Source organism: Streptomyces sp. MUM 203J (assembly GCF_022414595.1).
GTDB lineage: Bacteria > Actinomycetota > Actinomycetes > Streptomycetales > Streptomycetaceae > Streptomyces.
The window spans coordinates 1-13,961 of record NZ_JADWYO010000061.1 but is presented as its reverse complement, the minus strand read 5'-3'; the positions used below and the strand labels follow the sequence as shown (position 1 = coordinate 13,961).

Annotated in this window: 12 protein-coding genes; 4 read left to right on the top strand and 8 right to left on the bottom strand. The window is 72.9% G+C overall.

The window, feature by feature from the left end:
- Positions 1 to 3: 3 nt before the first annotated feature.
- The 4 genes from I3F58_RS24175 to I3F58_RS29890 all read right to left on the bottom strand — a co-directional run bounded on the left by I3F58_RS24175 (position 4) and on the right by I3F58_RS29890 (position 4,903).
- A complete protein-coding gene (locus I3F58_RS24175; RefSeq protein WP_240110790.1) occupies positions 4 to 633 on the bottom strand; it encodes a DUF4126 domain-containing protein in 630 nt (209 codons plus the stop codon).
- A 268-nt stretch (positions 634 to 901) separates the two neighbouring features.
- A complete protein-coding gene (locus I3F58_RS24170) occupies positions 902 to 1,510 on the bottom strand; it encodes a TetR/AcrR family transcriptional regulator (protein ID WP_240110789.1) in 609 nt (202 codons plus the stop codon).
- A 50-nt stretch (positions 1,511 to 1,560) separates the two neighbouring features.
- Complete coding sequence (locus tag I3F58_RS24165) at positions 1,561 to 3,657, bottom strand: YhgE/Pip family protein (protein WP_240110788.1); 2,097 nt, start codon at positions 3,655 to 3,657, stop codon at positions 1,561 to 1,563.
- Positions 3,629 to 4,903, bottom strand: coding sequence for an ATP-binding cassette domain-containing protein (locus I3F58_RS29890; RefSeq protein WP_374208028.1), 1,275 nt, complete (start codon positions 4,901 to 4,903; stop codon positions 3,629 to 3,631). Before I3F58_RS29890 ends, I3F58_RS24165 begins: the two co-directional genes overlap by 29 nt.
- Positions 4,904 to 5,063: 160 nt before the next feature.
- Here I3F58_RS29890 and I3F58_RS24155 point away from each other — a divergent pair, with 160 nt between their 5' ends.
- Positions 5,064 to 5,822, top strand: a complete 759-nt coding sequence (locus I3F58_RS24155) for a methyltransferase (RefSeq protein ID WP_240110787.1) — start codon at positions 5,064 to 5,066, stop codon at positions 5,820 to 5,822.
- Between the two features lie 264 nt (positions 5,823 to 6,086).
- Positions 6,087 to 6,479, top strand: coding sequence for a DUF3040 domain-containing protein (locus I3F58_RS24150; RefSeq protein ID WP_240110786.1), 393 nt, complete (start codon positions 6,087 to 6,089; stop codon positions 6,477 to 6,479).
- An 84-nt stretch (positions 6,480 to 6,563) separates the two neighbouring features.
- On the opposite strand, the gene I3F58_RS24145 is transcribed toward I3F58_RS24150, so the two are convergent.
- From I3F58_RS24145 to I3F58_RS24130, 4 genes are all read right to left on the bottom strand, one after another.
- Positions 6,564 to 8,954 carry a DUF3488 and transglutaminase-like domain-containing protein gene (locus tag I3F58_RS24145; protein WP_240110785.1) on the bottom strand — a complete coding sequence of 797 codons (2,391 nt, stop codon included), beginning with the start codon at positions 8,952 to 8,954 and terminating at the stop codon, positions 6,564 to 6,566.
- The gene (locus tag I3F58_RS24140; protein ID WP_240110784.1) at positions 8,951 to 10,318 is read right to left on the bottom strand and encodes a DUF58 domain-containing protein; all 1,368 of its coding nucleotides are present in this window, start codon (positions 10,316 to 10,318) and stop codon (positions 8,951 to 8,953) included. The genes I3F58_RS24145 and I3F58_RS24140 overlap by 4 nt, the downstream gene beginning before the upstream one ends.
- A complete protein-coding gene (locus tag I3F58_RS24135; protein WP_374208027.1) occupies positions 10,318 to 11,382 on the bottom strand; it encodes an AAA family ATPase in 1,065 nt (354 codons plus the stop codon). The genes I3F58_RS24140 and I3F58_RS24135 overlap by 1 nt, the downstream gene beginning before the upstream one ends.
- A 213-nt stretch (positions 11,383 to 11,595) precedes the next feature.
- Positions 11,596 to 12,201, bottom strand: coding sequence for a carbonic anhydrase (locus I3F58_RS24130; protein ID WP_240110783.1), 606 nt, complete (start codon positions 12,199 to 12,201; stop codon positions 11,596 to 11,598).
- A gap of 272 nt (positions 12,202 to 12,473) precedes the next feature.
- Between I3F58_RS24130 and rsmH the strand changes: the two genes are divergently transcribed.
- Together rsmH and I3F58_RS24120 are read left to right on the top strand one after the other, a co-directional pair.
- The gene (rsmH, locus tag I3F58_RS24125; RefSeq protein ID WP_275678883.1) at positions 12,474 to 13,511 is read left to right on the top strand and encodes a 16S rRNA (cytosine(1402)-N(4))-methyltransferase RsmH; all 1,038 of its coding nucleotides are present in this window, start codon (positions 12,474 to 12,476) and stop codon (positions 13,509 to 13,511) included.
- A partial coding sequence (locus I3F58_RS24120; protein ID WP_240110782.1) for a septum formation initiator family protein occupies positions 13,508 to 13,961 on the top strand: 454 nt, incomplete at its 3' end. The genes rsmH and I3F58_RS24120, both read left to right, overlap by 4 nt.

Here is a 13,961-nt window from a genome sequence, read left to right as displayed (position 1 = left end):
GTGTCAGCCGCCCGTCGGCGGCGGGGGCGCCCCGCCACCCGCCGTGGCCAGGCGTTTCTGCGCCCGCCGCTCGGCCCTTCGGCGCAGGAACCGCCGGATCCGGCTGACCAGGAACACCACTGTGACGATGCCGAGAACCAGCAGGGTGCCCGCGATGACCGCCGCGGCCACCGGGTTGAAGATCGCGAAGGTGATCAGTCCGGCGACGCCGAGGTCTTCCGCGACGCTGATGGCGATGTTGCTGACCGGCTCGGGGGAGGTGTTGACGGCCATGCGCGTACCGGCCTTCACCAGATGACTGAGCAGCGCGGTCGTACCGCCGATCGCTCCCGCCGCCAGCTCCGGCAGCGAGCCGTTCTGGCCGGCCAGGAGGGCGGCCACCACCGCGCCGGCGAGCGGCCGGACCACGGTGTGGACGGAATCCCAGGCGCTGTCGACGTACGGGATCTTGTCGGCCACCGCCTCGATGAGGAACAGGACACCGGCGGCGATCAGGACGTCCGGGCGCTGGAGCGCCTCCGGGACGTCGTCCGCGACGCCGGTCGCGCCGAATATGCCGAGGAGCAGGACCACCGCGTAGGCGTTGATCCCGCTTGCCCAGCCGCTTGTGAAGACCAGAGGGAGTACGGACACGATCGTCGATAGTAGCCACGCCCGAAGGGCCCCGGTCCCGGCCGGACCTGAGTATCCGTACTCAGTCGGCGGTTTGAGTACGCGGACGGATGGGCTCCGGCCCGTCCGGACGGAAGAGTGGGGGCCGTGGCAAGGGCGCGGCCCCGGGCACCGCCGACACGGGGCGGCGGAACCGGCGCCGCGCACCCGGCCACGAGGGGGGAACGGGGGTGGACGAACCGTGGGGCCCGCTGCGCGCGCAGCGGGCCCCACGGCGTGCGTCCGCGCCTCAGTGCCCGCTCACCCGTCCGTGCAGCAGCAGGGACAGAGCGGAGTGGACGTCGTCCAGGGACCGCTCCCGCTGGAACGCCTGCCAGTCGAGCGCCGCGACGAGCACCATGCCGACGAGCGCGGCGGCGGTCAGCGGGACATCGATCTCCTCGCTCAGCTCACCGCCCTCGACACCTTCCCGCAGCACGGTCTCGACCACCGCGACCGCCTCTCGGCGCACCACCATGAGCGTGGACTGCCAGGCCCGGTTGGTGCGCCACAGCTCCGCCACGTACAGCTGGGTGAAGGCCGGGTAGCGGTCGATGAAGACCAGACCCGCCCTGATCATCGCGTCCAGGGCCTCGACCCGGGTCCCGCCGCGCTCCGCCGTCTCGTCGGCGGCGGAGCGCAGCGAGGCGGTGAGCAGCCCGACACCGTGCCGCAGCAGCTCCTCGAACAGCTCGGTCTTGCTCTTGAAGTTGTAGTAGACCGTCCCCTTGGCGACCCCCGCACGCTCCGCGATCTCGTCCACCGTGGTGGCCGAGAAGCCCTGCTCCGCGATGAGGGTCACGGCCGCCTCGTACAGCTTGGTGCGGGTGGCCTGCCGTCGGGTGCTGTGCGTGTCCATGGCCCCGATTCTCACAGGTGTTCCGGTTCCTTCCTGCCCAAGGCCGGGGCCTACAGGCTCAGCTCCGGGTGCAGTCGGTCGAAGGTCCACACCTGCTTGCGGCGGGCCGACAGGGCGGTCAGCGCGAGCGCGCCCGCGGTGAACGCGGCCAGCACCGCGACGGCCTGCCAGACCGGGGCGATGTCGCCGCCCGTGATCAGCTTGCGCAGCGCCTCGACCACGTACGTCATCGGCAGGTACGGGTGGATCGCGTTGAAGAAGCCCGGGCTCGTCTGGACGGGGTACGTGCCGCCCGCCGAGGTGAGCTGAAGCATCAGCAGCGCCAGCACCAAGATCCGGCCGGCCGCGCCGAAGCGGGCGTTCAGCCACTGGATGATCGCGGCGAAGCAGCAGGTCACCAGAGCCAGGAAGCCCACCGTCCCGGCGGCCCGGACCATCTCCAGGCCCAGCCCCCAGTGCAGCACCGACATCAGCGCGGCCACCTGGAGCAGTCCGATCGCGGCGACCGGCAGCCAGCCCGCGAGCGCGATCCGCCAGGCGGAGGCGCCCGCCGCGAGTGCGCGCCTGTTCATCGGCTGGATCAGCATGTACGCCACCATCGCGCCCACCCAGAGGGACAACGGGATGAAGTACGGGGCGAAACCGGTGCCGTAGTTGTCGGCCTTGTGCAGGGACTGCGAGGCCAGCTGGACGGGGTCGGCCATGACCTCCGTGCGGCGCTCCCGGTCCTGCTTGTCGTAGTCCGGGATCTGCTCCACGCCCTTGTCCAGGCCGCTGGCCAGCTCGGTGGAGCCGTCCTTGATCTTGAACAGGCCGCCGTTGAGGTCGGTGGCGCCCTTCTTGATCTTCCCGACCGCGGAGTCCAGGCTGATCGCGCCGTTCTTGCTCTTGGTGATGCCCTTGTGCAGGTCGGACATGCCCTTGGCGACCTTGTGGGCGCCGGTGTTCAGCTCGTTGATCTTGGCGAGGGCGTAGTCCAGGTCCTGGGACAGGGTCGGGGCGCGGGCGGCGAGGTCCTTGGCCTTCTGCTCGACGTCCTTGAGCTGGGCGTCCAGCGACTTGAGGTCGCCGTCGCCGTCCTCGGCGAGCTGCGCCATGTCGTCGGCGATGACGGCGATGTCCGCCGCGCCGACCTTGGCGTCCTTGAGTCCCTCGCACGCGTCGGCCGTGAACCGAGTCGTCTCGTCACCCTCCACGCAGTGCTTCGTGTGCAGTTCGGTGAGCTTCTCCGCCGACTTGTGCGCTCCGGTCCGGAAACCGGGCGCGGCCTTGACGATGTGGTCCAGGTTGTTCCGGGCACCCTTGGAGAAGTCCGCGACCAGCTTCGCGCTGTCCGCGACCTTCTGGCCGTTGTCCCGCAGGTACGGGCGGGCCTTCTCGGCCGGGCCGGTGACCCGGTCGACGAGCTGCTGCGTGCCGTTGGCCACGTCGCGGCTGCCGGTGACCAGCTTGGCCGCGCCGGAGTCGAGCTGCTTCAGCCCGCTCGCCAGGTCACCGCTGCCCTTCTTGGTCTTGCCCGCGCCGTCGACGAGGCTGTCCGAGCCCTTCTTGGCCTCCCCCACCCCGTCCTTCAGGTCGTTGGCGCCCTTGGCGGCCTTCTCCGTCGCGTCGTGGATGTCGGAGAAGGAGATGAAGATCTTGTCGAGGAAGGAGCGGGACGACTTGGTCGAGGCCGCGGTGCGCACCTCGGAGAACACCGAGCGGGAGATCTGCCCGACGATGTAGTTGTTGGAGTCGTTCGTCCGCACCTCGAGGGCGCCGGTCTCGGGGGCGTCGCCGGAGCTGGAGGCGATGCGCTCGCTGAAGTCGGCGGGCATCGTGAGCGACAGGTAGTAGGTGCCGTCCTCGACGCCCTCGCGGGCCTCGGCGTCGCTCACCTCGTGCCACTCGAAGACCGCGCTCTCCCGCAGGCCCTTGGTGATGTCGTCGCCGGCGTTGACCTCCTTGCCGTCGGCGGTGGCGCCCTTGTCCTCGTTGACCAGCGCGACCGGGATGCGGTCGAGCCTGCCGTACGGGTCCCAGAAGGACCACAGGTACAACGCGCCGTACAGCAGCGGCAGCAGCAGGATCGCCACGAGCGCGGCGCGCGGCAGCTTGCCGCGGCCGAACCGCCTCAGCTCAAGCGCGGCCAGTTTCGGCGAGCGCATGGACCGCCCCCTCCTTCACATCGGTACGGATGACGACATCGGCCTGCACGGGGGCCTCGTTGCAGACGGCCAGCACGGTCACACCGCTGTCCGCGACGGCGCGCAGCGTCGACCAGACGGCGGTCTCGTCGGCCTCGCCGAGCTTCAGGTCCGTGTCGTCCACGGCGAGGATCCGGGGCTCGGCGATGAGCGCGAGCGCGAGGGACAGCCGCAGGGCCTCCAGCCGGTCCAGGTCCCGTACGGCGGTGCGGTCGTCCTTCGGCAGGGTCGTCGGGTCCAGTCCGGCCAGCTTCAGGGCGGCGTCGATGCGGCGCCGGTTCTCGGCGGCCCGCTCGGAGCGGGAGCGCAGCAGGCCGAGCGGCGAGCCGTCGAAGCGGCGCCGCAGCAGGGCCCGCTCCAGCAGGTGCTCCGCGACGGTGAACGCCGGGTCGAGGTCGGAGACGCCCGGCACGTGCGCGAGCGCGCTGATCCGGCGTACGGCGGCCATCTTGCGGGGCAGCCGCAGCCCGGCGACGTCGGCGTGCCCCTCCTTGATCTTCATGCGCCCGGTGAGGGCGAGCAGCAGGCAGGTCCGCCCGCTGCCGGACGCTCCGGCCAGTGCGACCAGCGCGCCGGCCGCCACGTCCGCGCTCACCCCGCGGAACGCCCACCCCCGGGGTCCCTTGACGCCGAGCCCCCGCACTCTGATGCCCTCGGCCCCGTGCGGGGCGTCTTGGGCCGGGCTCGGCCGGTCGTCCTTCCGCCGGCCGCGCTTCCGCGGGCCGCTCGGCGCCGCCGTCCCGGCTGCGGATCCCCGACGGCCCCCCGCGCCCGTGGACGCTTCGCCCCGGGCCCGCCCGGGGCCCGGGCCGACGGCAGCGTCGTCGCGTCCGGTGCCGGGTTCTTCCCCGGCCGTCTTCCGCGGGCCGGCTGTCGCCGGGGCCTCGGCGGCAGCCTCGGCCGCCGCGGTCGAGAGCTGTGCGTCCACGGGCTGTGTGCCGACTGCCGCCGTCGGCTTCTCGGCGCGCTCCCGGGGGGAGGCGCCCGGGCTGGTCCTGCTCGCAGCGGGCCCGACGGAGCCCGTGTTCTCCTGCTCGGCGCTCGAACCGGCCGTGCCCGCCGTGCCCGCTGCTTCGGCCTTGCCGGTCTTCTCGGCCTCGGCCGCTCCGCCGGCTCTCGCGGCGAGGCGCTTGCCGAGGCGGCTCACAGGGGCCTTGACGCGCTTGCCGGTCGGGCCGTCCGGGCTGTCTATGTCCGGGCTCTCCACGGACCTCCCCCACTCCTTTTGAACTGACCAGTCAGTTCAAAAGCTACAGGTCGTCGAGGATCATGGCAAAACCGCAGGTCAGTCCCGCCACGCCCGAGGTCCGCCGCCGAGGCCATAGGCTGGGGCCCGTCCGTAGTACGTCACCGAGGAGTCAACTGCCGTGTCGGACCCGCAGCGCCCCCGTGCCTCCCTTCGTACCGCCGTGGTGTGGGACGTTCTGGAGGAGGCCCTCGACCGCAGGGTCAAGGCCACCGGCCGAGAGAGTCTCGACGTCCTCGACACCGGCGGCGGCAGTGGCCACTTCGCCGTGCCTGTCGCCCGCCTCGGCCATCGCGTCACCGTCGTCGACCCCAGCCCCAACGCCCTGTTCGCCCTGGAGCGCCGCGCCGCCGAAGCGGGCGTGGCCGACCGGGTCCGCGGTGTGCAGGGCGACATCCACGGCCTCTTCGACGTGGCCGAGCGCGGAGCCTACGACGCGGTCCTCCTGCACGGCGTCCTGGAGTACGTCGACGACCCAGCCGAGGGCGTCCGGCACGCGGTCGAGGCGCTGCGCCCCGGCGGCGCCCTCAGCCTTCTCGCCGCCGGACTCGGCGGGGCCGTGCTGGCCCGGGCCCTGGCCGGGCACTTCACCGAGGCCCACCGCACCCTGACCGACCCGGCCGGGCGCTGGGGCGACGGTGACCCCGTGCCGCGCCGCTTCACCGCCGAGCAGCTCACCGAGGCCGTCACGGGCGCCGGACTGGAGGTCGGGCCGGTGCACGGTGTGCGGGTCTTCTCCGACCTGGTCCCCGGAGTCCTCGTGGACACCGAGCCCGGTGCCCTGGACGCCCTGCTCAGGCTGGAGGCCGCCGCCGCCGAGCTGCCCGCCTTCCACTCGGTCGCCACCCAGCTGCACGTGCTGGGTGAAAAGCGCGGCTGACCCGGGAGGGTGCCTGAGCAGCGCCGCAGCCGCAGATGGAGTACGCCACAGGCGCCCCGAACGCGTCAGGATCCCCGTATGATCGGGGGACAGCATCCGGCATGACGGTTCGGACGGCGGGGAATCAACGCCTCACCAGCCGAACCGGCATCGCGGTCCAATCGGCAATTGGCACCCGGGCGGGTTTCACGGGGGCGATTCCCTGCCTATCCTGAAAGGGCCGCATACCGGTCGCCCCCCGCGACCGACGATGAGGAGGACTCCGTGCCGCTCTCGGAGCACGAGCAGCGAATGCTCGAGCAGATGGAGCGAGCGCTGTACGCCGAAGATCCCAAGTTCGCGACAGCGCTTGAGGGAACCGGGCTGCGTACATACACCAGGCGACGGGTCTACCAGGCCATCGCAGGTTTCCTGGTGGGTATCGCGCTCCTCATGGCCGGAATGGTCGCTCAGCTGATCTGGATCAGCGTCGTCGGCTTCCTCGTCATGCTGGGCTGCGCGGTTCTCGCGGTCACCGGCTGGCGCCGGGCGCCGAAGCCCGGTGAGCAGCCTCCTTCAGGAGGTACCGCCACCGGCCGCGCGCACCGGCAGCGCCGCTCGGTGATGGACCGGATCGAGCAGCGGTGGCAGCGCCGCCGCGACGAGCAGGGACACTGACCGAAAACCTTCCGTGTGAGGGGTGACCGCCTGGCGGTCACCCCTCACACGTATGCGCACACCGGGCCGGCCCCCGGCCACCCCTCAGCCCCGCTTGGGGGAGGGGCGGCGCAGCAGCGCAGAACGGGCCCGCGTCCACCGGTCCGCGACAGCGGTACGGCGCTGGGCCAGGGCCCAGCCCAGGCGGGCCGCCGACCGGGGTGCCAGGGCGGCCCGCAGCCGGCTGCCGCGGCTCCGGCCCGCCCGCAGCCCGTCCCGTATCCGTGCCGCGTCGTCCGCCAGTCCCGGCACCGCACGCGGCACCGGCGCGTACAGCACCTGCTCCACCGCGTCCGCCACCCGGTGCGCCGCAGCAGCAGCGGCGCCCTCCAGCTCACCGAGCCGTACCAGCCGCTCGGCCGTAGCGCGCGGGGTCAGGGACTCGTCCGGACGGATCCCGTGGTCCCAGGCCGTGTCGACGACCTCCTCCCACACCGCCAGCGTCCGGGCCACCACATCCTCGGCCGTGCGCCCGTGGGCACCCAGCCGCCGGGCCCGTCGGCGCCGCCGCCACAGCATTGGGGACAGCAGCAGCAGTACCACCGCCAGACCACCGGCCGCCCGCAGCAGCAACGGCCCCACCGCGGCGTCCGCGTCCGCCGCGGTCTGCGTCTCCTGCGGACCGGTCCCGGCACAGCCGCCCGTACCGCCCTGCGCGGTCGCGTCGTCCGCGGGCGTCGCGCAGCTGTCCGAGGGAGACGGCTCGGCCGACGGGGCCGCCGGAGTGCCGGGCGTGGCGGCCCCCGGCGACGGGGACTCCTCCACCGGGGCCTGCGGCAGGCTGTACCCGGGCCTCAAGCCCCGTGAAGGGGTCGGCTCGAAGCGGGTCCAGCCCACGCCCTCGAAGTACAACTCGGGCCAGGCATGGGCGTCCCTGATGCCCACCGACACCGTGCCGTCCGCCGTCGCGCGGCCCGGCATGAAGCCGACGGCGACCCGCGCCGGGATGTTCAGTGTCCTCGCCATCGACGCCATCGCGAAGGAGAAGTGGACGCAGAAGCCCTCCCGGTCGACCAGGAACCGGGATATCGCTCCCGTGCCCGTGCCCGAGTTCGCCTTGACGTTGTAGCGGAAGCCTCCCTTGTCCGTGAACCACTCCTGCAGCCGGACGGCCCGCTCGTAGTCGTTCCCGGCACCCGCCGTGACCTCCAGCGCGGTGGCCTTCACATCGGAGGGCAGCGCGTCCGGCACCCGGGTGTACTCGCGCAGCAGCGTTCCCGGCGCCGACGGGGCCGTGGCCAGCTGCTCGGCCGTCGGGTTCACCTCCAGGCTGCTCACCGAGTAGCGGACCCCGCTCGTGGTCTGCCCGTCGTCCCCGACGAGCATCCGGCCCGCCGGTTCGTACCGCCAGCGGCCCTCGATGTCCACCTCGGTCGCCGGGTAGGGCATCGGCAGCCACTTCTGCTTGTAGCCGCCGGCGGCCGAGATGTTCGTCCTGACCTCCGTCGTGCTGATCCGGCCGCCCAGCCCGTCCGGCGTGGGCAGCCGAGGCGGCACGTCCTGGACGGCCCGCACCGAGGTCTTCCACGACGTTCCGTCGAACTGGTCGAGGGCCACCAGCCGCAGGTACATCCCGGACGGGTCCGAGGCGTTGGTCCGGTAGCGCAGCACCTCCCGGTCCTCCGGCTGCTTCAGGTTGTCCTGGAGGGAGACCAGCGGGTTGACCGCGGAGATCGTGCCCCCGCTGCCGTCGCCCCGCCCGGTGCCCCCGGGGTCCAGCAGCCCGCCGTCCAGCGACGGCAGCGCGGCAGGGACGGCCAGGGCGATGCCGAGTGCCACCGCACCGATCCGCCGTCCGGTGCGCAGCGGTGCCGGTGAGCCGCCGGACGGCCGCCCGGCGCCGCCGAACACCCGGCCCCACTGGCCGAGCCGGTCATGGCCCTCCGCCAGCAGCAGCACCAGGTACCCCGCCGCGGCCAGCAGGAACCACAGCCAGCCCCGCCCCTCGCCGCCGGACAGCCCGGCCGCCACCGAGTAGAGGGCCAGCAGCGGCAGACCCGCCGGGGCGGCACTGCGGAACGTCACCGCCAGGGTGTCCACGGCCAGCCCGATCGCCAGCACCCCGCCCACCAGCATCAGCCGGATGCCCTCGGTGGCCGGCGCCGGGGTCGCGTACTGCGCGACGTCCTCGGAGCCCAGCGTCAGCAGCGTCCCGAACCACTCAAGGGTCTCCGGTACGGGCAGCAGACCCGCCACCGCGTGGTCACGCGCGAAGACGAAGGTCAGCAGCATCAGCGCGACCGCCGTCTGGATCAGCACCGTCACCGGACGTGCCAGCGGCACCCGGCGCGCCAGCGCGCCCGTCGCGCTCACCACCGCCAGCAGGACCGTGGCCTGCACCAGCCAGGCCCCGTCCGCGACCAGCGGCAGCAGCGCGCACGCCGATGCCAGCGTCGCGAACAGGGCGGACAGCGTGAGGCGCACGTTCGCGCTCATGACCAACCCCCCGAGTGCCCGGACCGCAAACCCGCCCCCGTCCCCTCGTACGCCGCGCCGTCGGCCGTGACGTGCCCGCTCACGTTCCGGCCGGCCTGCCGCCACAGCACGGCGAGCGTGTCACCCGGACGAACCGGGACGGCCGTCCAGCCGGTTTCCCGAAGGCCCCGGACCGTCCCCGGCGCCGCCTCGCCCTGCACGAACGCGACCGCCGCGCCCGCACGCCCGGCGCACGCGCCGGCGAGCGCCACCTGCTCCTCGTCCAGGTCTCCGAGGAAGGCGACGAGCAGCCCCTGCCCGCCGCCCCGCACCACCTCGTACGCGCCGGACAGGCCGTCCTCGTCGGAGTGGTCCACCTCCGAGAGGAGGTCCATCATCAGGCCCACCGCCTCCGCCGCGTCCTGCCCCGAGCCGGTGAACCCGTCGGAGGCGGCCGCCGCGTCGCCGGGCAGCACATCCCCGGTGTCCGTCAGCAGCCGGACCGCGTAGCCGCGCTCCATCATGTGCGTGACCACCGAGGCCGCGCCCGAGACCGCCCACTCGAACGCCGAGCCCGGACCGCCGCCCGTGTACCCGGCCGCCCGGGTGTCCAGCAGCACCGTGCACCGGGCCTGCTGCGGCTGCTCCTCGCGCCGTACCATCAGCTCCCCGTACCGGGCGGTGGACCGCCAGTGCACCCGGCGCAGATCGTCGCCGTGCCGGTAGCCGCGCGGAATCACGTCGTCGTCGCCGGCCTGCGCCAGCGAACGCTGCCGCCCGTCGCCGTACCCCGGCGTCTCACCGGCCAGCCGCACCGGCGGCAGCGCCTCGGTCCGCGGCACCACCGTCAGCAGGTCCCGGGAGCTGAACGAGCGGGTCAGTTCGCACATCCCGAACGGGTCGCTCAGCCGCAGCTGGAGCGGCCCCAGCGGGTAGCGGCCCCGCAGATCGGACCGCACCCGGTACGACACCTCACGCTTGCCGCCCGGTTCCACCCGGTCCAGCACGAAGCGGGGCCGGGGCCCCAGCACGTACGGCACCTGGTCCTGGAGCATCAGCAGTCCCGTGGGCAGCCGCGACACGTTGTCCATCCGCAGCCGCACCCGTGCCTCAGCGCCCGCGGGCACCCGCTGCGGGGACAGCAGACGGCTCGCCGTCACCCGGTAGCGGGTGCGGTACAGGGTCAGCACGGCCACCAGCGGGAGCACCGCCAGCAGCAGCCCCACCCGCAGCAGGTCGGCCTGGCCGAGCGCGTAGGCGCACACCGCGGCGGCCACCCCAGCCGCCAGGAAGGACCGGCCGCGGGTGGTCAGCCCGCCGAGGGCACCCCGCACCCCGCCCCTGACCGGTCCGTCCGGCCCGGCGGCAGGTCCCCCGGCCGTCATCACAGCCGCCGCAGGCCGGGCTGCCGCTGGCCGTAGTAGGCGTCGGCCGGGCGCCGGTTCGCGGCGACCGCCGGGACCGGCGTGCGCTGGAGGATGTCGACGATGATCTCCTCGGACGTCCGCCGGTTCAGCTGGGCCTGCGCCGTCGGAAGCAGCCGGTGCGCCAGCACGGGTACGGTGAGCGCCTGCACGTCGTCCGGCAGCACGAACTCCCGGCCGCTGAGCGCGGCGGACGCCTTCGCGGCGCGCAGCAGGTGCAGCGTCGCGCGCGGGGAGGCGCCGAGCCGCAGCTCCGGATGGCTGCGGGTGCCCGACACCAGGTCCACCGCGTACCGCTGCACCGGCTCCGCGACATGCACGGCCCGGACCGTGTCGATCAGCTTGACGATGTCATGGGCGCCCGCCACCGGCTGCAGGTCGTCCAGCGGCGACACCGCACCGTGCGTCCCCAGCATCCGGAGCTCCGCCTCGGGGCTCGGGTAGCCGATGGACACCCGCGCCATGAAGCGGTCCCGCTGCGCCTCGGGCAGCGGGTACGTCCCCTCCATCTCGACCGGGTTCTGCGTGGCCACCACCATGAACGGCTCCGGCAGCTCGTACGTCCGCCCGTCCACCGTGACCTGGCGCTCCTCCAACGACTCCAGCAGCGCGGACTGGGTCTTGGGGGAGGCCCGGTTGATCTCGTCGCCGATCACGATCTGGGAGAAGACGGCGCCCGGCTTGAACTCGAACTCGTGCCGCTGCTGGTCGTAGATCGAGACGCCGGTGACATCGGACGGCAGCAGGTCCGGTGTGAACTGGATCCTGCGCACCGAGCAGTCGATGGACCGGGCGAGCGCCTTCGCCAGCATCGTCTTGCCGACCCCCGGCACGTCCTCGATGAGGAGGTGCCCCTCGGCCAGCAGCACGGTCAGCGCGAGCCGTACGATCTCGGGCTTGCCCTCGATCACGCTCTCCACCGACCGGTGGACGCGCTCCGCGGTAGCGGTCAGTTCGTCCCCTGCGTGCGTTTCCGCTCGTACAGGGGGACCCCCATGGTTCGCCCGGTCCTCATAGGTCGTCACCCCGGCCCTCCTCGGCCCCGTTGCTCGTGGGCCCGGCGCGCACGACACCGCGCGCGGCCCACCTCGGAAACACGGACACCACTCCGGACCTGCGGAGGTCCTGGACGAGGTGTCACCCCCGCATTGTTGTCAGCCTTCAGCGTGGTGTCACTCGCCTGTGGATAACCCCGGGCGGTCTGTCGGTATTCGAGGTGAATTGTCCGGTGGGTTCGGTCAGGGGGCGGGTTCGACCTCGGTGAGCAGACCCGTCGTCACGTCGAACACGAAACCCCGTACGTCGTCGGTGTGCTGCATGAACGGAGAGGTCCGCACCCGCTGCATCGACTGCCGTACGTCCTGCTCGACGTTCCGGAACGCCTCCACCGCCCAGGTCGGACGCTGGCCGACCTCCTCCTCCAGCTCGTCGCGGAAGCCCTCGGTGATCTGCTCCAGACCGCACCCGGTGTGATGCACCAGCACGATGCTGCGGGTGCCGAGGGCGCGCTGGCTGATGGTGAGCGAGCGGATCACGTCGTCCGTGACCACGCCGCCCGCGTTGCGGATGGTGTGACAGTCGCCGAGGTTCAGCCCGAGGGCGGCGTGCAGGTCGAGGCGGGCGTCCATGCAGGCCACCACGGCGACCTTCAGTACGGGCCGGGCGTCCATTCCGGGGTCGCTGAAGGCCGAGGCGTAGTGCCGGTTCGCCTCGACGAGACGGTCGGTGACCGTCTCGCCGGAGCGCTCGGAACCGGCCGAGAGGTGCGCGGAAGTCGACATGGCTACGACGTTAGTGGTCACCTGTCCGCCAGGCGCGCTGTGAGAGGGGACAAAGAGCGGCATTGGGGGCCGCTGTGAGGTAACCCACAGGGGCTTGCGTCCCGCCGCCGCGCGGGAGATACCTCCCGGTTTCTCCTCTCACCGTCACCCCCGGGCGACGCGCTGCCCGGTTGATTGACCGCGCGGGGGAGTGGACTAGAGTGGCGCGAAGTTCACGGAGACCTGGTTCACGGAGACATCGAACGGTTTCCGGCAGTTTCTCCTCCGCGTGTGCGGGCGGTACGTACCGGCGCGGACCCGTCAGTACGTACGCCGCGCCGGACCTGAGAGGGCAGATGAAAGGGCGCGATGGGGGTGCCGCCGGGACCGGTCCCGCGGAGCTCCCCGACAACGGCGGCGGCACCGACGGCGGTCGTGAGGACCGCGAGGACCGCCACGTCCCCGTGATGCTCCAGGAGTGCCTGGACCTACTCGCCCCGGCGCTGACCGGGCCCGGCTCCGTCGTCGTCGACTGCACCCTGGGCCTCGGCGGCCACAGCGAGGCGCTGCTCACCCGGTTCCCCGAGGCCCGGCTCGTCGCCCTGGACCGGGATACCGAGGCCCTGCGGCTCTCCGGTGAGCGCCTCGCCCGCTTCGGGGAGCGCGCCACCCTCGTCCACGCCGTGTACGACGAGCTGCCCGAGGTCCTCGACCGGCTCGGCGTCCCGCGCGTCCAGGGCGTCCTGTTCGACCTCGGCGTCTCCTCCATGCAGCTCGACGAGGCCGACCGCGGTTTCGCCTACGCGCAGGACGCGCCGCTCGACATGCGCATGGACCAGACGACCGGCATCAGCGCCGCCGAGGTCCTCAACACCTACCCGCCCGGCGAACTCGTCCGGATCCTGCGTGCCTACGGCGAGGAGAAGCAGGCCAAGCGGATCGTGGCGGCCGTCGTGCGCGAGCGGGCCAGGGAACCGTTCAGCCGCAGCGCCCGCCTGGTCGAACTGATCCGCGACGCCCTGCCCCAGGCCGCCATGCGCACCGGCGGGAACCCCGCGAAGCGGACCTTCCAGGCCCTGCGCATCGAGGTCAACGGCGAGCTGTCCGTCCTCGAACGGGCCGTTCCGGCCGCAGTGAAGTCGCTGGCCGTCGGCGGGCGCATCGCGGTCCTCTCGTACCACTCGCTGGAGGACCGCCTCGTCAAACACGTCCTGGCGGCCGGAGCCGAGAACACCGCGCCGCCCGGACTGCCCGTCGTCCCCGAGCGCTACCAGCCGCGGCTCAAGCTCCTGACCCGGGGCGCCGAACTCCCCAGCGAGGAGGAGATCGCCCACAACCGGCGTGCGGCCTCGGCCCGACTGCGCGGCGCGGAACGGATCAGGGAGGACGTGTGACGAAGGCAGGACCCCTGAAGGGGCGTGCGGCCCGGCTCGCCGGGCTCGTCCCGTCCGGGCCCAGCACCGCGGCCCGCACCCCCTTCGTCCTGCTCGTCGTCCTGCTGCTCGGCGGCGGCCTGATCGGCCTGCTGCTGCTCAACACCTCGCTCAGCCAGGGGTCCTTCCGGCTGAGCGAGCTGCGCAAGAAGAACACCGAACTCACCGACGAGGAACAGGCGCTCCAGCGGGACGTTGACGACCGCTCCGCGCCCGACGCGCTGGAGCGCCGCGCGCGTGAACTCGGCATGGTCCCCGGCGGCGCCCCCGCGTTCCTGGAACCCGACGGCAGCGTCCACGGCCTCCCCACCCCGGCGCCCACCCCGCCCCCGCCCCCGACGCCGTCCCCGGCCGCCCAGACCGCGGAGCCGTCCCCGGCCGGCCGGACCGGCGCCCCGGCCTCCGGCACGG

Bases quoted from the DNA above. Each gene is read 5' to 3' on its own strand.
- I3F58_RS24170 (WP_240110789.1), bottom strand. From the start codon at position 1,510: ATGGACACGCACAGCACCCGACGGCAGGCCACCCGCACCAAGCTGTAC.
- I3F58_RS24165 (WP_240110788.1), bottom strand. From the start codon at position 3,657: ATGCGCTCGCCGAAACTGGCCGCGCTTGAGCTGAGGCGGTTCGGCCGC.
- I3F58_RS24145 (WP_240110785.1), bottom strand. From the start codon at position 8,954: ATGAGCGCGAACGTGCGCCTCACGCTGTCCGCCCTGTTCGCGACGCTG.
- rsmH (WP_275678883.1), top strand. From the start codon at position 12,474: ATGAAAGGGCGCGATGGGGGTGCCGCCGGGACCGGTCCCGCGGAGCTC.
- I3F58_RS24130 (WP_240110783.1), bottom strand. From the start codon at position 12,201: ATGCCGCTCTTTGTCCCCTCTCACAGCGCGCCTGGCGGACAGGTGACC.
- I3F58_RS24140 (WP_240110784.1), bottom strand. From the start codon at position 10,318: ATGACGGCCGGGGGACCTGCCGCCGGGCCGGACGGACCGGTCAGGGGC.